The 20,670-nt window shown below is 45.9% G+C and carries 17 protein-coding genes; 13 read left to right on the top strand and 4 right to left on the bottom strand.

Annotated elements, in window-relative coordinates:
- Nucleotides 1–27 precede the first annotated feature (27 nt).
- Both JWV37_RS09775 and JWV37_RS09770 read left to right on the top strand, forming a co-directional pair.
- The gene (locus JWV37_RS09775; RefSeq protein ID WP_205459614.1) at nucleotides 28–306 is read left to right on the top strand and encodes a ribbon-helix-helix domain-containing protein; all 279 of its coding nucleotides are present in this window, start codon (nucleotides 28–30) and stop codon (nucleotides 304–306) included.
- Complete coding sequence (locus JWV37_RS09770; RefSeq protein ID WP_205459613.1) at nucleotides 278–604, top strand: type II toxin-antitoxin system RelE/ParE family toxin; 327 nt, start codon at nucleotides 278–280, stop codon at nucleotides 602–604. Before JWV37_RS09775 ends, JWV37_RS09770 begins: the two co-directional genes overlap by 29 nt.
- Nucleotides 605–761: 157 nt before the next feature.
- Here the strand turns inward: JWV37_RS09770 and JWV37_RS12845 are convergent, their stop codons facing one another.
- Complete coding sequence (locus tag JWV37_RS12845) at nucleotides 762–884, bottom strand: hypothetical protein (RefSeq protein WP_275898376.1); 123 nt, start codon at nucleotides 882–884, stop codon at nucleotides 762–764.
- Nucleotides 885–891: 7 nt separating this feature from the next.
- Complete coding sequence (locus JWV37_RS09765) at nucleotides 892–1,635, bottom strand: Fic family protein (RefSeq protein WP_240332154.1); 744 nt, start codon at nucleotides 1,633–1,635, stop codon at nucleotides 892–894.
- Nucleotides 1,636–1,806: 171 nt separating this feature from the next.
- Between JWV37_RS09765 and JWV37_RS09760 the strand changes: the two genes are divergently transcribed.
- Together JWV37_RS09760 and JWV37_RS09755 are read left to right on the top strand one after the other, a co-directional pair.
- Nucleotides 1,807–5,526 carry an nSTAND3 domain-containing NTPase gene (locus JWV37_RS09760; protein ID WP_205459612.1) on the top strand — a complete coding sequence of 1,240 codons (3,720 nt, stop codon included), beginning with the start codon at nucleotides 1,807–1,809 and terminating at the stop codon, nucleotides 5,524–5,526.
- A 276-nt stretch (nucleotides 5,527–5,802) separates the two neighbouring features.
- The gene (locus tag JWV37_RS09755; protein ID WP_205459611.1) at nucleotides 5,803–7,383 is read left to right on the top strand and encodes a type II toxin-antitoxin system HipA family toxin; all 1,581 of its coding nucleotides are present in this window, start codon (nucleotides 5,803–5,805) and stop codon (nucleotides 7,381–7,383) included.
- A 49-nt stretch (nucleotides 7,384–7,432) separates the two neighbouring features.
- Here the strand turns inward: JWV37_RS09755 and hcp are convergent, their stop codons facing one another.
- A complete protein-coding gene (gene hcp / locus JWV37_RS09750; RefSeq protein ID WP_205459631.1) occupies nucleotides 7,433–8,752 on the bottom strand; it encodes a hydroxylamine reductase in 1,320 nt (439 codons plus the stop codon).
- Between the two features lie 417 nt (nucleotides 8,753–9,169).
- On the opposite strand from hcp, the gene JWV37_RS09745 reads away from it, so the two are divergent.
- From JWV37_RS09745 to JWV37_RS09710, 8 genes are all read left to right on the top strand, one after another.
- Nucleotides 9,170–9,610 carry a rhodanese-like domain-containing protein gene (locus JWV37_RS09745; RefSeq protein WP_205459610.1) on the top strand — a complete coding sequence of 147 codons (441 nt, stop codon included), beginning with the start codon at nucleotides 9,170–9,172 and terminating at the stop codon, nucleotides 9,608–9,610.
- 203 nt (nucleotides 9,611–9,813) lie between these two features.
- The gene (locus JWV37_RS09740; protein WP_205459609.1) at nucleotides 9,814–10,254 is read left to right on the top strand and encodes a rhodanese-like domain-containing protein; all 441 of its coding nucleotides are present in this window, start codon (nucleotides 9,814–9,816) and stop codon (nucleotides 10,252–10,254) included.
- The gene (locus JWV37_RS09735; protein ID WP_205459608.1) at nucleotides 10,254–11,321 is read left to right on the top strand and encodes a (Fe-S)-binding protein; all 1,068 of its coding nucleotides are present in this window, start codon (nucleotides 10,254–10,256) and stop codon (nucleotides 11,319–11,321) included. The genes JWV37_RS09740 and JWV37_RS09735 overlap by 1 nt, the downstream gene beginning before the upstream one ends.
- A 1-nt stretch (nucleotide 11,322) precedes the next feature.
- Nucleotides 11,323–12,009, top strand: coding sequence for a TVP38/TMEM64 family protein (locus JWV37_RS09730; RefSeq protein WP_205459607.1), 687 nt, complete (start codon nucleotides 11,323–11,325; stop codon nucleotides 12,007–12,009).
- A gap of 9 nt (nucleotides 12,010–12,018) precedes the next feature.
- Nucleotides 12,019–14,985 (top strand): DUF5714 domain-containing protein, encoded by a 2,967-nt coding sequence (locus JWV37_RS09725; RefSeq protein WP_205459606.1) that lies wholly within the window; start codon nucleotides 12,019–12,021, stop codon nucleotides 14,983–14,985.
- 12 nt (nucleotides 14,986–14,997) lie between these two features.
- The gene (locus JWV37_RS09720) at nucleotides 14,998–15,897 is read left to right on the top strand and encodes an ABC transporter substrate-binding protein (protein WP_205459605.1); all 900 of its coding nucleotides are present in this window, start codon (nucleotides 14,998–15,000) and stop codon (nucleotides 15,895–15,897) included.
- Between the two features lie 36 nt (nucleotides 15,898–15,933).
- Nucleotides 15,934–16,671: an ABC transporter permease gene (locus JWV37_RS09715; RefSeq protein WP_205459604.1), complete on the top strand. Its 738-nt coding sequence runs from the start codon at nucleotides 15,934–15,936 to the stop codon at nucleotides 16,669–16,671.
- Nucleotides 16,658–17,413 (top strand): ABC transporter ATP-binding protein, encoded by a 756-nt coding sequence (locus JWV37_RS09710; protein ID WP_205459603.1) that lies wholly within the window; start codon nucleotides 16,658–16,660, stop codon nucleotides 17,411–17,413. The genes JWV37_RS09715 and JWV37_RS09710 overlap by 14 nt, the downstream gene beginning before the upstream one ends.
- Here JWV37_RS09710 and JWV37_RS09705 read toward each other — a convergent pair.
- Nucleotides 17,397–17,828, bottom strand: coding sequence for a C-GCAxxG-C-C family protein (locus JWV37_RS09705; RefSeq protein ID WP_205459602.1), 432 nt, complete (start codon nucleotides 17,826–17,828; stop codon nucleotides 17,397–17,399). The genes JWV37_RS09710 and JWV37_RS09705 overlap by 17 nt on opposite strands.
- A 117-nt stretch (nucleotides 17,829–17,945) precedes the next feature.
- Here JWV37_RS09705 and JWV37_RS09700 point away from each other — a divergent pair, with 117 nt between their 5' ends.
- Complete coding sequence (locus JWV37_RS09700; RefSeq protein WP_205459630.1) at nucleotides 17,946–20,462, top strand: glycosyltransferase family 2 protein; 2,517 nt, start codon at nucleotides 17,946–17,948, stop codon at nucleotides 20,460–20,462.
- Nucleotides 20,463–20,670: the final 208 nt, after the last annotated feature.

Raw genomic sequence — 20,670 nt, 5'->3', positions numbered from 1 at the left:
AATATTGTCAAACAAAAGGAGGTCAAGGTGCACAGTTTAAAACAGCTAGAAAAGCAACAAGTGGGACTAAGGTTGCCGGCGTATCTTGTGGAGGAGATGGATGAATTTACCAAGCAATTTGCGCTCAACAGGACAGATATCATCACCGAAGCGATCAAGTCCTACCTAGTCGCACAAAAAGAAAAGATGTTTTACGAGGGCTTTGACAGTGCGTGCAAGGAAGTGGTGCAGATGCAAAAAGGCGAACTCAAAGAGGGCACACTAGGCGAGCTAATCGATGAACTTAACCATAATCCCAACGCCTAATTTCATCAAGTCCGTCAAGAAACTTGCCAAAAAGTACAAACGCATAGCCCAAGACCTCCAAGCACTACAGCATGAACTCACCCAAGAAACCTACACGGCAGTCGAATTGGGGAGTCATTGCTTCAAAATACGGCTTGCAAACGCCTCCATCCCCACAGGAAAAAGCGGCGGATTTAGGGTGGTTTTTTTCAAAAAAATAGCCGAAAAAATCTATCTTTTGGAGATATATTCCAAAATAGAGCTAGAGAATATCAGTGATGAAAAAATAGTGAAGATACTAAGAGAAAACGGGCTGTAGGACAGAGAAACACAATCTTACTTTTTATCTTTACATGTAAAGGTGTTTTGGGCGCGTGGTAGGATGTTTGCTTTAAGTTGCCTAGCGTTTTTTCACCTTTTGCCTCGCCTATGAAGTGGGGGATTTTATATGTATTGCATTACATATAAAATAGATGTCATGATATAAAAACAGAGAGTTTTTTGCCTAAAACACTTGTTGCAGATTCGAGGGTGCTGAGTGTTAAAGAGCCATGATTTGGGTTTAAAAGTCTATCGACGACTGCTCGACTTGTTTTCATTATTATGCTAAATGTCTATCAACGCTAAACTTTTAGTGATACTCTCATCCAAAAATGTACACAAGTCGTCTTTATTGTTTATAGCTTTTAGATAATCACCCCTGTGTTCATTTTCAATGAGTGGTGGGACGATATTATTTTGTATGGCTTGATGCGCCATTAGGAGTCTTCCCACTCTTCCGTTGCCATCGGCAAAGGGATGGATTCTTTCAAAGAGAATATGAAATTCTGCTATATCTAGCAAGTCCATTTTATTGCTAGAAAATCGATAGAGTAGATTTTCAACATCGTTTGAAATCCTATGGGGTAAAGAGAGTTTTACCTCTACCCCTTTTATATGCCTTTCATCCAGTCTATAGGCCCCAATGGGTTTAGATACATACTCAGGTGCTACTTTTAATGCGTCCTCAAACATGATGGCGTGAATATCTTTAATAAAACTGCTATCGATAACACTTTCCTTGTTTGAAGCTTCGCGAACTATGACGTCATATGCTTTTGCAAACCCCAGTATCACAAGCTGTTCGCCCAGTGGCTTGTGTCCTGCAGTGCGTCCAAGTTCAAGTAATTCTTTCGTCTCGCCGTATGATAATGTAGTCCCTTCCATGGCGTTTGAGTGGTGGGTGATGGAGATGCGAAGTTGCCTAAAAAGTTCTTCTCTTTGTTTTAAGGATAGTGCATTTAAATTTTTCATTTTTTGTTGCTCTCCTGTCGTTTTGTATATCTTTTGATGGACACTATTGCTTGCCAAAACAACCCTGATTTAGCATCATTTGGAGTTTAAAGCCTTATTTATTCACACCCAGCGATTATAGCAAAAACCATCAGAAGATTCAGAACAAAACAGGGAAGATGTGGGCCCACTTTTTATCTTTACATGTAAAGATTTACGAGAGAATTAAAACCTTCGACTGTTTTGAAAATGAAGACAATTTTAGAAATAATGCTATTGGCAAATAATGGTAAAATCTTAATAAATCTTTATGAAGACAAGGTGCGTTATATTATGTCTAAAATTAATGCAATAGAAAAAGAACTTTCCAACATAAATGATTCAGTTTTTCATAAACTCATAGATAGATACTTAAGCAAGAAATACGGCTATCTGATTCATTCTATAGGTACTAAGTCCGGTGAAGATAAGCCAACCGCAGGAACTCCAGACACCTTAATAACTCTTTCCAACGGCAATTATATATTTGTCGAATATACAACTCAAAAGAGTGGCGTAAAGGCTAAGTTTTTAGGTGATTTGGAAAAATGTTTTGATGCTTCAAAGACAGGCATTGCTATAAGCAATATTCAAGAAATTATCCTTGCTTGCAATGCCAAATTGGGACCAAAAGAAATAAATACATTAAGCAAAAAGTGCCAAGAAAAAAATATTAGTTGCACGGTGCTGACACTTTCTGCTATTGCTAATGAAATTTTAAATCACCACCCTGATTTGGCCCAAGAATTTTTACATGTAGAGGCAGATACGGGGCAAATTTTAGAAATTGATGATTTTCTGAAGCATTACTCCAATACTCGCTATGCAATTCCTTTAGAGGGAGAACTGTATTTTCGTGAAAATGAGCAAAAAGCAACCCTTGCATCTATTGAAAAAAATTCCATCACAACACTGGCTGGAATTCCAGGGGTTGGAAAAACAAAATTAGCCCTAGAGTGTTGCAGAGTATATGCGTCAAATGAAAAACGCAAACTTTATTGCATTCTTCAGCGTGGAAGCGTGGATATTATGGATGATATTCGCACTTATTTTTCTTCTGAAGAAAAGTTTTTAGTGTTGATTGATGATGCGAATCGTATTTCTTATGGATTAGAATATTTTTTAGAATTTTTCTCAGAGAAAATCAAAAATGGTGATATTAAATTAGTGCTCACGGTTCGCGGGTATGCAATGGGAAAAATTAAAAAGTTGTTAGAAGCTTACGAATGGCTTGCAGAGGATATTGTAACTTTAGAGCCATTTGAACATAAACACATGAGGTATTTTTTAGAGAAATATGGCCTGAGGGATTGGCGACATATTGATAAAATTGTGGCTGTATCAAAAGGCAATCCTCGCTTTATGATAATGATGCTCCGACTACTTGAGCAAGATAAGGGGCTGGTCGGTTTGGAAAATATTTCCACTATTTACCAAAGATTTTTTGCCTCCGTTGATGAAGATATTGAGATTGAAGAAGATGAAATACTTTTAAAGGCTGCGGCAATCATTGCTTTTTATGGTGCTGTTGATAAAAATAATCTAGAGCAAATACAGGAAGTGCAGTCTATTTTTGGTGTTGATGTAGAATCCTTTTGGCGTACGGCGCAAAAACTTCACAGCCTTGAGCTTGCAGATATGTATGAAGATGAGATAGTTAAAGTTTCCGACCAAATACTCGCTACTTATCTTTTTTATGAAATGGTATTTAATAAAAAGCTTTTACATGTAAAAGCTTTCTTGGAGCCATTTCTAGAAAAAAACCAAGAACGCATTAGGGATACGTTTTATCCAATTTTGGAAGATTTTTCGAGCGAAGCTGTTGAGGGGGCTTTGATTGGGGCTATTAATGAAATTTACAGTGAGTCTATTGGTGTAAACGAAAGACGCACAGAATCTCTGCTGGAGCTCTTTTGTTTTTTAAAACCTCTCGAAACGCTTCAATATCTTAAAGAGAAAATCAATAATTTGGAAGAAGAAAGTCGTTTTAGTGAAAGCCTTTATCTCTATTTTTTTGGAAAGCTTTTAAAAATAACGGATTCTTGCTCCATGACACAAGCTTTGATGCTGGAATATTGTATTAAGCGGCCAAGTAAAAATAGCGAAATCATTGAAATATTAACCGAATATCATGACAAAGATAGTGTCATACAAGCACAAGAAAGATGTGCACTTTTTTTGGATAAGTTAGTTGAAAAAATGAAAATATACCCCGAACTAGATGCACTATTTTTTTCATTAACACAAGCATGGCTTGAGCATTTTCTTGGAGAAGAACATGAGGGTTTTAGGAAAAAAATATGGGAAAATATTTTTAAACAACTTGCAAATAAAGAACAGGAAGTGTTAGGGTTATTAGGGAGTTACTGTTCGCCTTGGCGCGGGACTGTGCGATTTGATATTAAGATTTTACCACCATTTTTTTATGCTAAATTAAACCCTGGAAACAATAGACACTGTTATCTTGTGAATGCTTTTATAGAATGTTGCAATTACGAAAGACTCCCTGTTGAAACTACTGAATTATCAATATATTTTTTTCACGAAGCGGTTAGAGCGTACCAACTCTTTTCGAGGGGGCATCGCGATGTTATGGAATCTCATTCAGATATAGAATATGAAGAGATTGAAGCGTTGATAGCTGAAGATATAAGAGAGTACATTGAGGGCTTCGAATTAGAAGATTTTAAACAACTTATTTTGCTTATAGGTGAAGCACTTCAATGGGGAAGTATTCGTCTTGAAATTGAGAGAAATTTTTGTACCTTTTTTTCATTGTTGGATGATTTTTCTGATGCCATCCTTGATTCGGTTGTTTGTTTTTATTTGAGTCATGCAGACGGTTTTGGGCTGTATTGTTTCAATACCGTAAGAGTTTATTATAAGCGCTTTGGAAAAGATGCCACATGGTCACTAATTGAAGAGCAGTCACCAAAAACGGCCGAACAGCTGCGGATGGCTTATTTTTCCTTTTTAGAATCTTGGGAAATTGATGGAAATGAAAAAGAAAAATTGCTAACCTTTTTTCAAACCGCAAACCTTTCTTGTCTTTGTATCCACAAGTCTCGGATTGAAAATTTTATTCAAAAAGAGATGATAATTCTGGTTGAAATTTTTAGGATTATAAAAGCAAGAGAGTCAAAAAATGAAGACTGTCTAAGCTCTTGTAATTCTATTTTTCGACTAGATTTGCTTTCAGAAGACGAAATAAAATGCTTTATCAAGGAAGATTTGAATCTAACGAAATGGGCATACGATCTAGGAAGTGAACGGTGTGATCATTTTGACCACAATGGGAAAATACTAAATTTACTACTAAACCATGCACCTAATTTTTTAGGAGAACACCTTTTGTTTTCTCTTAAAAAAAGAAAGACGCAATATCGGGACTTTAATTTTTTATGGGCCAGAGAAGATATTTTTCCGATAGTGACATCCATACTTTCATTATTTTATTCCACTGAGAAAAAAAGAGAAGTTTTTCCATCTTTTGCTGAGTCGGCTCTAGAACTTTTTTTCAAAGGAGGCAATGATAGGCTTAACGATACGCTAATGCCAAAAGAAAAACAAATTGAGTTTTTAGAGAAATATGTCAAAGAGCACACCATAGATGAAATTGATTTTTTATTCCGTATGGTTGTTTGCAAAATGGACGGAAAGATAAAGAAAAGGCTTTTAAAGGTCTTTATTTGTGTGAATAAAAATATTGAAGACTTTAAGCGATTAAAACTAGAGCCATCAAACCACGGATGGTCGGGGAGTAGCGTTGTGTATTTCACCAAAAGACTGGAAGATTTAGAACTATTGGGTGAGATCTTTAAAGATGACATTGATTTATTAGACCATTTTCAGATACTCAAAAAACAGTGCGCTTCGATTAAAAGCCGAGTCGAGTGGTCCAAAAAAAGGGAGTTTATGGATAACTGTTAGTCTTTACATGTAAAGCACCAAAGGCTTTACATGTAAAGTGTTAAAAAGCTAATTTACGCAGTTTCTTAGTGAGAAGATTTTCCATGTCGCCTTCTACGTCGCCTATTGGGTGGGGGTTGTGGGCTATTCTAGGTGAAAATATAAAGCCACTTAACTCAAAAATCATCTCAAGGTTTTTGCGACATATATTAAGCTTATTTTAATTAAAGTGGCTATAGTATTTGCATTAACTTAAATACAACTAAATATGTGTCGCAATAAACTTAAGGATAAAATATGAAGCTGAAAAGAGAATATATCGATATTTTAAAACTATTTGCTGACAAGAAAACCAATCTATCCTTAAGTGAAATAATGAGCAATTTAAAATACAAAATTGAGCCAAGGACTTTGCAAAGGCACATCAAAGAGTTAATCACTTTAAGAAGAGTTGTCTCTTATGGCAGTGCTTCAAGTACGACCTATCGACTTCGCTCCCCTGAAGAAATCATGGATTTTTTTGCCTATGTGTATAAGAACAAAAGATATGCTGGCGTCGTTGGGTTTTCAGCATCTTTGGAAAAGTTTATATTTTCCTACGATATAAATTATCTTTTTTCTGAACCCATCGAAATCATTCCAACATTAGACACTCCTTTTGCACTCATTGAATCGACAGAGTTATTTCCCGTATTTGAAGAGTTGTTGCCTGAAGGAATAGACAGGCAAGCATTGGAATACCAAGAAAAAACATCTTCGGTGATTGCATTATTGTTGGCACTTGAACAAAATGTGGGAGATTTGTCTTTTTCAAAAGAGAAGAGTGTTTTAACGCCCAATAGTGATGTCGGTATTTTTTACCATACGCACAAAAAAGAGATTTTGGGCAAGCATGACTTTCCCAATGTGCTAGCGCTGGATATTAAAATCAATAAGGAAAAATTGTTTATCAAAGATATAGCCAAAGCAACGCAACCTTCTGTTCAATTTGGCTTATCGGGGCAACAACATAAAATGCATGTTATTATGGATGAGGCTCATGGGGTCTTGCGCGAACCACAAAAAAGTGAGCCAACATACTATTTTATCAAGCCATACAACAAAGAGTATACTGACCCACAAGCACAAAAATATATTCCCTATTTGTCGGTGAACGAACACCTCCATATGAGTTTTGCTAAAAACGAATTGGGCTTTGATGTGCCATGGTCTGCTATCATCAAAGATGGGGAAGATTGGCATTACATCATCAAGCGATTTGACAAGTACCAAAACAGTGTTTTTGCCAAAACCAATGTTTCTTCTTTGATGGGACTCAATAGCGAAACAAAATACGATACTTCAACCGAAAAAATGGCGCAAAGGGTTGCCAAAGAGCTTTTAGATAAAAAAGAGCGGTTGATTTTTTTACACTATCTTTTCTATTCACTTTTAATCGTCCATGAAGATATGCACACCAAAAATTTAAGCATCATGCACACAAAAAATCGCTCGTTTATGTCGCCACTTTACGATGTTGCAACAACAGCTCTTTATGATTCATGTTATGGTCATGAATCACACTTAACGATCAATGGCAAACAACAAAACATCAGACCCAATGATTTTAAAGTTATTTGTCAAAAGTTAGATGTCTCTTTTTCAGATTTTTTAAGACTTGCTAGAGAAACGGCTTTGATATACGTCGATAAAATGCCGCACTACATAGAACGCCTCAAAACGCTAGGCTCAATGCCTTTTTTTACGCGCAAGCCCATAAGCTCTTATTCTAAAGATAAAAGAGCCTTAAAAGAGGAGATGGAATTTTCAGATATTTTGGAAAAGAAGTTTTTTGAACGCGCAGAGAAATTAAAAGAGTTTGGTTGGTTGGTCGCTTAAAAAAATAGAGAAAGCCCCTCAAGGCTTCCTCATCTTTACATGTAAAGATTTACGCAGTTTTCTTAATGAGAAGATTCTCCATGTCGCTTTCCACATCGCCTGTGAGGTGCAAGTTGAAGTGCTCTTGCAAGAAGGCGAAGATGTCGTCGTTGACAAATTGTGGTGGTTTTGGGCCGAGGTAGATGTTTTGGATGCCGATGCTAAAGAGCGCGAGGAGTACGAGTACGGCTTTTTGCTCCATCCAGCTTAGCACGATGGAGATAGGCAGGTCGTTGACCGGCGTGTTGAGTGCTTGCGATACGGCTAGGGCGATGTGGATGCCGCCTACGCTGTCGTTGCACTGGCCAAGGTCGAGGTAGCGGGGGATGCCCGTGTCGGCGATGGTGCCAAAGTCGATGTCGTTAAAGCGGAACTTTCCGCAACTTGACGTGATGATGACACAATCTTCTGGCAAGTTTTTGGCAAATTCACGGTAGTACTCGCCCCCTTTTCCCGGTGCGTCGCACCCTGCGATGACAAAAAACTGGCGGATTTTCCCTGCCGCTACGGCTTCGAGAACCTGCGGTGCCAACGAGAGGATGGTTTTGTAGTGGTGGCCTGTTTGGAGGGTTTCATCACTCTCAAATCCTGTCACATCAGGCAGTGCCAAGGTCTGGGCGATGACATCCGTGAAGTCGTCGTTGATGATTTTTTTGCCTTCTTCGATGCCTACGATTGAGTAGGTGTAAAGGCGCTCAACGTAGGTGGAGCTTTTTTTCGGCGGCACGATGCAGTTGGTGTTGACGATGATGGTACCGTTCCATTTTTCAAAGAGGGTTGTCTGGTCAAACCACGCCTTGCCGATGTTGCCTTTGAGGTGGGCGTATTTGCGCAGTTCCGGGTAGCCGTGGGCGGGGAGCATTTCGGAGTGGGTGTAGATGTTGATGCCCTTGTCTTTGGTGGCCTCTAAAAGTTTTTGGAGCATGTCAAGGTTGTGACCGCTCACCAAGATAGCCTTGCCCTCAGCCTTGTTTTGGGGCACGGTGACAGGCGTTGGCACGCCAAGGTGTCCCGTGTGTGCGTCGCTTAAGATGTTCATCATCTCGATGCCCGCTGTGCCTATTTTCATGAGCTGCGCGATGTGCTCGTCGAAGTTAAAGTTGCTGTTGGTGAGGGTGAAATACAAGGTTTCAGCCAGTACGTCGTCCACGACTTTGGTGTTAGCACCCAGTTGGTCGGCGTGGGTGCGGTAAGCGCTTAAACCTTTAAGCCCGTAAATCATAATATCTTGCAGTTTAGCTAGATTGGCATCTTTGCCACATGTACCGATTTCTTGGCCTTTGGCACCGCATCCGTTAATGGCGCTCATTGAGCATTGGTCACAAAACATAGATAAAGACAAATTATCTCCTTTTTCATTAGAGTTCTTGCAGAACTTTTGATACGCTTTTAGGGCAAAGCCCCAAAAGCTACGCTCTTGTGCTTGCACTCTCTGTGAGAGCGCTGAGTTCTCCTCAGCGGAGGGCTCGCGCACCCTTGGTGCTTCCCCTTCTTGCAAACACGTGTTCACAAGAAGCTAAAAGTTGTCGGCATGTTACCAAGGGCGGGCGGGAAAAGCATTGATTGATTTCAATCAATGGGTAAAAAAATATTTACTATTTTTAATAAGACATTAAGACCATCTTCTTTACAATACCGCCACATGCAATGCAGGCTTAAGTTTTAAGCGACCATCTTATGCAACCTCTTTCTGCTTTTGTGGTCACCCCCTTTTTTCTTTACATGTAACCCATTTTTAGGAGTACTTATGCAGTTTCGTTTGGTGATGGCAACAGTGTTGCTTGGTCTTGTGTTAGTAGGGTGTGGCGGCAAAAAAGCGGCGTACAATTACATCGACGCCCCCGAAGTGGCGCAACTGGTGCGTGAAGGCGGTGCCGTGGCACTTGTGGACATTCAAGTGGAAGAGGATTTTAACGAAGAGCACCTCAAAGGTGCCATTCCTACTTACGCATTTCCGGTAAATACCGCCGAAGAAGCAGGGCGCTTGGTAGCCATCATGGGGCAGATTCAGCCTGAAGACAAGGTAGTCATCGTGTGTCCAAAAGGCGGCGGCGCAGAGCGTGCGGTAGATGTGTTGGTCAAAAATGGCATACCAAAGGCGCGCGTGTTCATTTTGACCGATGGGCAGTACGGATGGCCAAGAGACAAAATAAACGATATTTTAGTGCAAGATGACACTTACAAATAAGAGAAACAAATGTGACAAAATAGCGGTAAATGGTAATTTACCATTTTAACTTACATGTAAGCATACACGCTTTATAATTTCGCACTCATGTACAGGCTCAAGGCTTGAGCGTACAACAATGGCAGCATGATACCTCTTTGTACCATCCTCCTTTTTTATCCGTTGTACATTCCCTACATGTAAACACTTTTTAGGAGTTTTTCATGAAAATGCTTCGCACGGTAGCGGTAGCTTTAGGTTTGTTGGTGGTGCTAAACAGCACTTTGTTTGGGTTTTTTGGTGGTAAATACAACTACATCACAGCAGAAGAAACAGCAGCGTTGATTCGTACGGCGCCTGAGTCTGTGGTCATTGTAGACATCCAAGAAAAACCTGGCTTTGACAAAGAACACCTCAAAGGTGCTGTAGACACGTATGCGTACCCCGTCAAAACAGACGCGGAAAAAGCAGCCCTTGCCGCAGTGCTTCCTTCTATCAAGCCTGGCCAAAAAGTGGTCATCGTGTGCCCGCGTGGCGGTGGCGGAGCGGATCGCGCCTATGATTTTTACCTTGAAAATGGCATCAGCAAAGACCAACTGTTTACCCTCAAAGGGGGTCAAGAAAAATGGCCACGTGCTAAAATCAGCGACGTACTCGCACAATAATGAACCCTTCAACCGAGTGTATCGACTGTAAAGCGTGCATGAAGGGGTGTTTGATGATGGGGGAGTTTACGGACTCTCCCAAAACCCTTCTTGAAACCATCAAAGAATCTCCCGCTTCTGTGGCCTTTTCCTGCGCGGCCTGTGGGTATTGCGCCCATGTGTGCCCAAAAGACATCAGCATTGAAGCGCATTTTGTAAAGCGCAAAGTGGAACTTGCCCCTACGGAGCTTAAAAATTTTGGCTACCGTGCGGTGTTGTTTCACCAAGTCTTGAGTTTTTCAAAAGCGCTTACGACCATCAAAACATTCCGTGCCACCGACTTTTCCCACATGGCGTTCATGCCCGGATGCGCCCTGAGTTCCTATTCTCCCGCTCTTGTGAAGTCCATCATCGCGCATTTGCAAGAAGCGTGTCCAGGGATGAGCGTGCTCATGCAGTGCTGTGGCAAACCCACGCGGGTGTTGGGCGACATCGACCGATTTGAAGGGTTTTACAGTTTGCTAGAGCGCGACATCGACCGCCTTGGCGTGACGACCGTGGTGACCGCGTGTGAGAACTGTTACATGAGCCTCAAAACCCTCTCGCCACAGGTCAAAACCCTCTCGTTGTACAAGCTTTTAGCGCAGATTGGCGTGCCTCAGCGGGACTTTAGCGAGGCCAAGCCTGTGGCCTTGCACGACCCCTGTCCGACGCGCCTCGAAAAGCCGTTGCACGAAGCGGTACGCCAGATTTTACGTACTATCAAACTCCCCTTTGAGGAGTTCAAGTTCAACCGCGACAAAACCCAGTGCTGTGGAAGCGGCGGGATGCTAGCCCTCACCAACCCCAAACTTGCCCGTGAACAGATGGTCTCCCGCGCCCACCAGACCGAGTGCGAAACCATCGTGAGTTACTGCCAAGAGTGCTGTAGCTCCATGTCACGCGGCGGCAAAAATGGGGTGCATTTGCTAGACTTGCTCTTTGATGAGACGGTCGCCAAAACCTTGACGCAGCCAAAACACGGCACACTTACTTCTTGGATAAACCGCTACAAAACCAAACGCATGATTGCATCGTTAAAGGGATAATGTGAAGAAAAAACTCCTCCTTCTTGCCCTCGTGGTAGGGCTTGTTGTGCTTGTAAACATCCTTGGACTTGATGCGTATGTTTCCTTTGAAATGCTCAAAGCCAAGCGCGAAACCTTGCTGTTGTTTGTGCAAGAGCACTACTTCTTAAGCGCCCTTGGGCTTGTGGCGCTGTATGCCCTTTCGGTGGCACTCATGTTTCCCATCGCCACGGTGCTTTCCCTCGCGGCGGGTTTTATGTTTGGGGCGTTTTTTGGGCTTATTTTTGCCGTCCTTGGCGCGACCCTTGGGGCGGTGGCGAGTTTTTACGTGGCGCGTTTTGTGCTAGGGGAAAGTTTGCAAGCAAAATACGCCAACGAGTTGGCCAAGTTCAACACCGAACTAGAGCGCGATGGGTACAGTTACCTTTTTGCCTTGCGGCTCATCCCTGTGTTTCCGTTTTTCTTGGTCAACCTCTTTTGCGGCCTGACGCGCATCGATATTAAAACCTTTTTTATCACCACGTTTATCGGCATCATCCCCGGCGGATTTGCCTACACGTACGCGGGAAGTCAGCTTTCGCGCATCGACCACTTGGGCGATATTTTTACCAAAGAGATGGCCTTGGTACTCGTGCTTTTTGGCCTGCTTGCCCTCTTGCCCGTAGCGGTCAAAAAAATCAAAGCCCTTAGGGCAAAATCCTCAACGTGAGCGTGTAGTATGTGGAAACGGTTTACTTACGAAAATACCCCTGTGTATGTGCACACCCAAAGTGCCCACTGGTTTGTGCCAAGTCCCAAGGCCGATGAAGCCCTGTGTTTAGAGGAAGAGAGCGACACCCTTCGCACCTTGCGCACGCGCATCGGCACCCCAAACCCCGCGGTGTACGCGCCCAAAAAACAGGCAAAAGTCCCCTTGCAAGAGTTTTGGATTCACCTCACCAACCGCTGTAACCTTACATGTACCCACTGTTTGTTTAGCTCTAGTCCTAGCGAAAAAGACACGCTGAGCTTAGCCAAGCTGTTGCCTTTGGTAGAAGAAGCGTACGCTCTTGGGGCACGCCTTTTTGTGCTAAGCGGTGGCGAACCCACGGTGCATCCTGAGTTTAACGCGTTAGTAGAAGCGATTTTGGCGTTCAAAGAGACCGAAGTGGCGGTACTCACCAACGGCTTGTTGCTCGAAAAAACCCTTACATATAAGGACTACCCTAAAGCACGCGTGCATTTTCAAGTCAGTCTTGATGGACTCCCTAAAGCCCACGAAGCCATTCGCGGTAAAGGAAGTTTTACAAAACTAGAGCGCAATCTAGTGTGGCTTAAAAATGCGGGCTATCTCTACTCCCTTTCCTTGTGTTTGCACCCACTAAACGTGCACGAAACCCCCGAAGTGGTGCGCCTTGCCAAGAGTCTTGGGGCAAACCATGTGCATTTCATGTGGCCCTTTTCCAGAGGGCGCGCCCAACAAGAACCACTCATGGACGAAAAAGTCCTCTTTGACGCCCTCTTGCGCGCTTGCGCCCAAGCAGAAAAAGAGGGGGTCATCATCGACAACCTTGAAGTTTTAAAAACCCAAATCTTCGCCCCCGCGGGCACGGTACATGATGGGTCAAGTTCGGGGCGCACGGCGTTGGCGTATGATGGCAGTTTTTACCCCAGTGCCGCCATGGTCGGCGAAAAGGCACTCCTTATGGAAGGGCGAAGCATCGCCGAAGCCTTGCAAAGTCCTGTGGCTAAGGCCATCCGTGAAAGTTCTGTTGTTAACCTCACCACTCCCTTGCGCTTTTTGCTTGGCGGAGGCGACTTTGACCACAGTTTTGCCCACGCAAACACCTTTATGGGTGATGACCCCTATGAGCGCGTGATGGAAAAACTGGCCCTAAGTCTCATCGTCCAAGCCGCCAAAGAAAGCCCCGTGGAAGGCGTCGGGTTGCAACTGAAAATGGGTGAGATTCTCTACAGTTGCGGAGCTAATGAGGGCGTAGCGTGTGTGCATTCCAATTGCCTTGTGGCCACGGGTGAGAGTGCGTCTTTGCGCCTTGTGAAGGACTTTTACCACGACGCGGCCTTGGAAGACAAAGAAGACATCCTTAACCCCGTGTGCTACGAAGAGCAGTACCTTTCCCACATCCCCCAATCCTTGCGGTTTCGAGGCTACGGGTGTGGAAGCCCCGTATTAGACGCTGCGTTAGTGCCAAATGAAGCCATGTTGGACCTAGGTTCGGGGCGCGGGGTAGAGTGTTTTATCGCCGCAAAATTAGTCGGCGAGAGCGGCAGAGTGCGCGGGGTAGACATGCTTGACTCGATGCTTGCCATCGCCTCAAAAGGGGCAAAGGAGGTGGCGCAACAGTTAGGCTATGACAACCTCTCTTTTGTGAAAGGCTACCTAGAGTCTTTGCCAGAACCTGACCAAAGCTACGACGTGGTCACCTCAAACTGTGTGCTCAACCTCTCTTCTCACAAGCGCAAACTCTTTGGGGAGATTTTTCGGGTGCTTAAAAATGGCGGCAGGTTGGTGGTCTCGGATGTGGTGTGCGACGAAGAGCCAAGTGCGAGCATTCGCAACGACAGTAAGCTCAGTGGCGAGTGCATCGGCGGGGCGCTCACCATCACCCACTTGCTAGGCTTGTTGCGTGAGAGCGGTTTTGAAAACGTGCGCTTACTTAAGCGCTTTTTTTACCGCCAAGTCCAAGGCCACAGTTTTTATTCGCTCACCTTTGAAGCCCACAAACCTCAAACCAGTTCCTTGCAAACGGTGATGTACCAAGGCCCCCTAGCGCGCCTCGTGTTGGAAGAGGGCACCGTGCTTTTAAAAGGCGTTAAAGCTAACATTCCCGCCCACTACGCTAAAGCGTTGGAGAGCGAACTGTTTATTTTTGATAGCACGGGCGCTGTAAGCAACCAAGAAGGCCAAGGCTGTGCGTGCGCCGTGCCCCCTGAAAAACCCAAGCCCGCTGGGTTCAGCTTGGCTCCCGCGAAAGCCGTTCCGAGTTTTAGCCTCACCAAAAAAACGGCCAACTGCATGGTGTGTGGTGAGGGGTTGGTGTACAGCCAAGTTTCCCAAGAAAACCGCTGTTATTATTGCGGTAAAACCGTGCAAACCAGCGTTACATGTAAGGAAAATCACTTTGTGTGCGACACCTGCCATGCCAAAGAGGCACTGGAAGTCATCGAGCATATTTGCGCCCATTCAAACGCAACAGACATGTTAGCTTTGTATGAGACCATCCGCAAGCATCCAAGCGTGCCAAAACATGGCCCCGAACACCACGCCATGGTACCTGCTATCATCGTCACCGCCTTTAAAAACAGTGGCGGTAGCGTGGCCCAAGATGCCTTACATGTAGCCCTAACGCGCGGTGCGAGCGTGATGGGTGGCGCGTGCGGATTTTTGGGAGTGTGTGGCGCGGCAAGCGGAGTGGGCATCGGGTTTGCGGTGTGCTTGGGTGCTTCGCCTGTCAAAGCCCAAAGCAGACAACTGGCCCAACAAGCCACCCACGCCGTGCTAGGAGAAATCGCCACTTATGAAGCGGCGCGCTGCTGTAACCGCGAAGTGTGGACGGCCCTTACCATCGCCGCTAAGCTCTCTGAAACGTTCTTACATGTAAAGCTTGAAGCCGCGGCACTAAGTAAATGCGATCAAAAAAAGTTCAACCAGTACTGCTATGGCAAGCAGTGTCCTATTTTTTAGCAAAGGAAAACCATGCGGAGTGTGTTGGGGATGTTTTTTTGTGTGGTGCTAGGATGTGCAAAACCCATTACCATCGCCTATCAAGACCGCATCGGGGATGGGGTAATGCTTGTGGCGGTGGCCAAGGGGTTTTTTGAAGCCCAAGGGTTACATATAAACCCCAAACGCTTTGCTAGCGGCCCTGCAACCAGTGAAGCGCTCTTGTTTGGGGATGCGGATTTTGCCACCATGGGAGACACCGCCGCGCTCATTGCCCTAGGAAAATACTGCCCAAGGGTACAAGCGCTCATGCCTTTGGGTGGAGGTGAAGAGCGCCATTGGGTGGTGGTGCCAAAAACTTCTTTGGCTACAGGCCTAGAGGAGTTGCAAGGGAAGAGGGTTGCGGTGAAATTTGGCACCTCAACCCATGGAGGCTTGTTGCTAAAAACCCAAAGCCTCGGCCTTTCATTAGACAAAGAGATGATGGATTTGGCTCCTTCGTTGATGGCTACAGCGCTAGCAAGCGGTGAGGCAGACGCGGTGGTGGCCAGTGAACCCACCCCTTCGGTATTAGTGGAAAGAGGCTTGGGAAAACGGCTGATGAGCCTTGGCGGCACGGGCAATACCTATCCGCTTTTGCTCATGGCCAAAGAGCGTAGTTTAAAAGAACACGCCAAGGTTTTACCTGCACTTAAGGCGGCCTTGGCACAAAGTGCGGCCTTTATAGCCGCGTTTCCTGACGAAGCGGCCCAGATACTTTCTGCTGCTACGGGACTTTCGCTAGAAGCGACCACGCAAGCGATGGCCTACCATTTTTACCGCGTTGGCTGGGAAGAAGCGGACCTAAAAAGCCTTGAAGCCTTGGGGGAATTTTTAGTCGCTCAGGGCATCTTGGGGCGTGTGCGGCCCTTAGGGGAGTGCGTTGCGCCTTAAGGCTTTGCTCGCGCCTTTTGTGGGAGTGTTGTTTTTTTGGGCGCGTGGTACCTTTTGGGTTGGACGGTAGAGTGGACGCGCGGGATTCCCTTTCCTCTGCCTCCAGCGGTGTTTGAGCGGTTTTGGCACTTTTTGCAAGGGGAGTTGCTCTACCAATCACCCGTGTGGGAGCATTTTTGGATGAGTTTGAAGCGCTGGGGCGTGGGCTATGGCATAGCGCTTGTCTTGGGCTTTGGGCTTGGGGTGCTTTGCGGGAGGGTGTCGTGGCTATATGGAGCAGGGATGCAAGTGGGTGGGGTGCTGCAGCTCATGCCTGGCCTTGCGTGGATTCCCTTTGCCATGTTGCTTTTTGGGATTGGCGAAAAGGCGACGGTGTTTATGATTGTCATCACCGCTTTTGGCCCCGTATTTGTCCATACAGCTTCAAGCGTGCGCCAATTTCCCCAACACCATTTGCAAATGGCACGCATGTTAAACCTCTCACGGATGCGCACCTTGGGAATGGTAGTTTTACCCGCTCTTGCCCCTTCTTTGTTGCTAGGGATGCGCATGGGGCTTGCGGTGGGGTGGCGGGTGCTTATCGCGGCGGAAATGGTTGTGGGTAGTAGCGTGGGACTGGGGTCTGCCATCATTCAGTCGCGGTGGTCGCTGGATTTTGAAGCGGCGTTTATTGCCATTGGGCTGATTTGCGTGGTAGGAATAGTGAGCGAAAAATACCTCTTTGGCTATGTTGAGCGTCTGTTACATGTAAGGATGGGCAGTGCTGGAATTTGAACTTCAAGGGTTGAGTAAAGCGTACAGTCTCCCCCAAGAACAGCGCTGTGTGGTGGCCTTGCAGCGGATTGATTTTTCCATGGAGGTGGGGGAATTTGTCTCTATTGTAGGGCCAAGCGGGTGCGGAAAGTCCACCTTGTTGCGGTTGCTTGCGGGTTTTGAGCAAAAAAGCGACGGCGTGGTGTTGCACCGTGGCATGCCCGTGGATGGTCCAAGTTATCGGCGCAGTTTTATTCCCCAAGATTCGGGTCTTTTTCCGTGGTTAAGCATCGAAGAGAACGTCATGTTGCCTTTACATGTAAAGAGCTTTTCCGCTTCGCAAAAGCACCAAAAAGCTTATGCGTGCATGGAGCGCGCAGGTATCGCCTCCTTTGCTAAGGCGTATCCGTGGCAGCTTTCTGGGGGCATGAAACAACGTGCAGCTCTAGCGCGCGCTGTGGCGATGGAATCTCATGTGGTCTTGATGGACGAGCCTTTTTCAGCTCTTGATGAGGCCAGTAGAGAGGCGATGGATGAAGCTATGTTGGGCTTTTTTAGGGAAAAAAACATGGGCGTGGTGATGGTAACCCATGCGATTCGTGAAGCGTTGTTGCTTTCTGATAGGGTGGTGGTGATGGCAAGCCAGCCAGGGCGGATTTTCTCTACACTCACGCCCCCGCTACCCAAAGCCTCGCGACATCATGCCTTGGAGATTAGTGCCATGCACGAGGCTATTTTAGAAACCCTTAAAGGGGTTGTGTAGGTTTGAGTAAGTGATCTAGCTCTTCGATTATGTACTTGACGTACAAAGAGCATTTGGTTTCAAAACAACCTTTGGCTTGGAACTTTTCTCCCGCGTCTTTGTCGGTGAGGGAAAATCCAAGCAGTGTTGAACAGCCTGTGGAGCCAAAGGTGGTTTGAAACCCCTCTACAAGGGCTTTGACTTCTGTGCCAAGTTCTGCAGACTCATGGCGCGCCCCTTTGCCTTTAGTCAAAGAGAGGGCAAGCACGCCTCCGCTAAGTGCCCCGCACATCCCTTCCGTACAGGAAAGTCCACTCCCAAATGCCGAAGCAACGGCAGTGGCGGCAGGGTTTTTTGTGGTCGCAAGGACGACGGATTCGGCACAATTGTAGCCTTCTTGAAAGTATTTTAACGCAACTTCTTGGGTGTTGGACATGAAAAATCCTTTGGTTTATTTGGCGTATTGTAACAGCAATTAATGCAACGCACAAGACCCCGTAAAAATCCCTAAAATGTGCTATGATTGCACTCCTAGATTACCTAAGGAACACCCCTGAGATACCTCTTTTTCGCCCTCATTTTGGCTGTATTGTTTCAAACATTTTTTTGGATTACCCATGACCGTGAGGTTGTGGTGGTACATGCGTCACATGAGCGCATCCAATCTCTTTCCTACACGCCCCACGACGGCAATGACAAAACCCTTCTTTCCCGCGCGCAAATCGCCAAAGATATGTCGCTCATCGCCACCTATGCGGACAACGTGCGCACCTACGCGACCCAAGATGCCATGGCGGTGCTTGAAGTCATCGGCCATACGCCTTTAACCATCGACTTGGGGATGTGGCTTGGCAGGGATTATGAAGAAAACTACGTGGAATTTCAGCGGGCCTTGTATCTTTTGCAACGCTATCCCCATCGGATTCGCTCCGTCATTGTGGGTAACGAAACCCTTTTACGCAAAGACCTTCGCCCTGAAGAACTGGCAGGTTACATCTTCCTTGTTTCCCAAGCAACCGACAAGCCCGTTACCACCGCAGAAGTGTGGCACACGTGGATGGAAAATCCGTGGCTAGCAGAGCAGGTGGATTATGTCACGGTGCATATTTTGCCTTATTGGGAAAAGGTTTCCGTGGAGAGGTTTAACGCCTTTGTGGAGGAAAAATACACTGCAATGGAAGCGTTGTTTCCTGGCGTTTCCCTTGCCATCGGAGAGACGGGGTGGCCAAGCCACGGATACAACAACAAAAAAGCTGTTCCGAGCCTCAAAAACCAAGCCATCGCCGTGCGTTCGTTTTTGAATCTTGCTAAAGAGAAGGCGTGGACGTACAACATCATCGAAGCTTTCGACCAGCCATGGAAAGGGGCAGATGAGGGAAATGTTGGGCAGTATTGGGGGATTTTTGACTCTCAGCGCGGGCTAAAATTTAGCTTGGATGAGGAGATTATTCAGCTTAACAAGCACTGGAAATACCAGATGGTCGGGGCGGTGTTGATTGGGGTGCTTTTGACCTTGTTTGGCTTGAAAAACCAACGCCTTAACATCAACCATGCTCTTGCTTACGCGGTGACGGCTCAGGGGATGGCCTTTGGGATTGTCATGGCGGCAACGTATCCGTTTGTGAATTACATGAACGGGGGCATGTGGGTGATGTGGGGCATGGGAACGATGCTTATGATTCCTCTGGTGGTCATTACGCTGGCCAAGGCCAATGAACTTTTTGGCTGTTCTATTGGCCAGCCCCCAAGGCGATTGGTGCCTATAAATTTAACCTCGCAAAATATCCCGCTCGTTTCTATCCACGTGCCTGCATACAAAGAACAACCCCATGTCCTGGAGGAGACATTGCGCTCCTTGGCGCAGCTTCGGTATCCGAACTTTGAAGTGCTCGTCATCATCAACAATACCCCTGAAGAATACTACTGGAAACCCATCGAAGCGCTGTGTCAAGAACTAGGGGAGCGGTTTGTGTTTTTGAACATTACATGTACAGGCTTCAAGGCGGGTGCGCTCAATCGGGCGTTGGAATTTACCCACCCAGAAGCGGAGATTATCGCGGTGATTGACGCGGATTATGTAGTCAAAGGGCCGTGGCTTGTGGATTTGGTGCCGCTGTTTGATAACCCAAAAGTCGCCATCGTCCAAGCACCCCAAGACCACCGTGATGGGAACGAGAGCATCGTCAAGGCGGCCATGAACGCCGAATACGCAGGGTTTTTTGACATCGGGATGATTGACCGCAACGAAGAAAACGCCATCGTCGTACACGGCACCATGGTGATGGTACGCCGCAGTGCCATGATGGAAGTGGGCGGGTGGGGCACAGACACCATCGTCGAAGACAGTGAGCTAGGACTTCGGCTCTTTGAGGCGGGCTATGTGGCCCACTACACCAACCGCCGTTACGGGTACGGGCTTTTGCCTGACACCATTGAAGCCTTTAAAACCCAACGCCACCGCTGGGCTTATGGGGCGATTCAGATTTTGAAAAAACACTGGCGCGAATTTAAGCTCTCAGCTACCTCGCTTACTCCTTCCCAAAAGCACAAGTTTGCCACAGGGTGGTTCTTTTGGCTCAGCGATGCCATGGGCCCACTCATGGCGATGATGAACATCCTCTGGGTGCCCGTGATTTTGTTCGTGGGGGTAACCATCCCGACCATCGCTTTGACGATTCCCATCATCACGGCGTTTTTGGTAAACATCTTGCATACCTTCATTCTCTACCGCTTGCGGGTAAAGACGAGTTTTAAAAACACGCTCCTTAGTGCCATCGCCTCCATGAGTTTGCAACTCATCATCTTCAAAGCCGTGTACGATGGGTTTGTGAAAGACGGCCTACCCTTTAAGCGCACGGAAAAAGGTGGCAACAGCAAAAAACGCACCCAAAATCCCGTCAAATATGAGATGATGCTAGGAGCCGCTTTGATTGTTTCTTGCGTCGCACTCATCGCGCACAACACCAGTGGCATCACCGAAATCTACGTCTACGCCGTCACGCTTGTTATCCAAAGCATCCCGTACCTTTCAGCCGTGGTGATGTGGGGGTTGGAAAAACGCTCTTCGTAGGAGGTTTGTAGCGTCTTTGTGGACAATAAAAAAGTACAACAAAAGAGGAGATTTAGATGCCTACAAACAAGAACTTTTAGAAAGTGTTGAAAATGGGGTGGTGTATCAAGATTTCATCCAAAGCACAATACACCAATTCATGGCCAATCTGTCGCTAGCGTACCTTAAGTCGTAGGCTTTAAATTATTTAACTTTGCAAGCATGCTCT

This window comes from Sulfurospirillum tamanense (assembly GCF_016937535.1).
Lineage (GTDB): Bacteria > Campylobacterota > Campylobacteria > Campylobacterales > Campylobacteraceae > Sulfurospirillum_B > Sulfurospirillum_B tamanense.
This window is presented reverse-complemented; position numbering and strand designations above follow the sequence as displayed.